The organism is Pseudoalteromonas sp. P1-7a (assembly GCF_001401855.1).
GTDB lineage: Bacteria > Pseudomonadota > Gammaproteobacteria > Enterobacterales > Alteromonadaceae > Pseudoalteromonas.
The window spans coordinates 1-805 of sequence record NZ_LKDU01000080.1; the positions used below are offsets into that span (position 1 = coordinate 1).

Consider the following 805-nt stretch of genomic DNA (forward strand, 5'->3'; position numbering starts at 1 on the left):
TAGCTATTAACTTCTGTCGCTTGTTTCTGTCACATAAAACGCGTTTGGCGTTGTATGGTTAAGCCTCACGGGTAATTAGTACAAGTTAGCTTAATGGCTCACACCACTTCCACATCTTGCCTATCAACGTTGTAGTCTTCAACGGCCCTTCAGAGACTTTAAAAGTCTAGTGAGAACTCATCTCGAGGCCTGCTTCGCGCTTAGATGCTTTCAGCGCTTATCAGTTCCGAACGTAGCTACCGGGCAATGCCATTGGCATGACAACCCGAACACCAGCGGTTCGTTCACTCCGGTCCTCTCGTACTAGGAGCAACCCCTCTCAATTCTCAAACGCCCACGGCAGATAGGGACCGAACTGTCTCACGACGTTCTAAACCCAGCTCGCGTACCACTTTAAATGGCGAACAGCCATACCCTTGGGACCGACTTCAGCCCCAGGATGTGATGAGCCGACATCGAGGTGCCAAACACCGCCGTCGATATGAACTCTTGGGCGGTATCAGCCTGTTATCCCCGGAGTACCTTTTATCCGTTGAGCGATGGCCCTTCCATTCAGAACCACCGGATCACTATGACCTACTTTCGTACCTGCTCGACGTGTCTGTCTCGCAGTTAAGCTGGCTTCTACCATTACACTAACCGTACGATGTCCGACCGTACTTAGCCAACCTTCGTGCTCCTCCGTTACTCTTTGGGAGGAGACCGCCCCAGTCAAACTACCCACCAGGCACTGTCCGTAACCCCGATTCAGGGGCCAACGTTAGAACATCAAAACTACAAGGGTGGTATTTCAAGGACGACTCCA

The 805-nt window shown here is 51.4% G+C and carries 1 rRNA gene; it reads right to left on the reverse strand.

Going from position 1 to position 805, the window contains the following annotated elements:
* Positions 1-54: 54 nt before the first annotated feature.
* Positions 55-805, reverse strand: a 23S ribosomal RNA gene (locus tag AN389_RS19510); the annotation flags it as partial.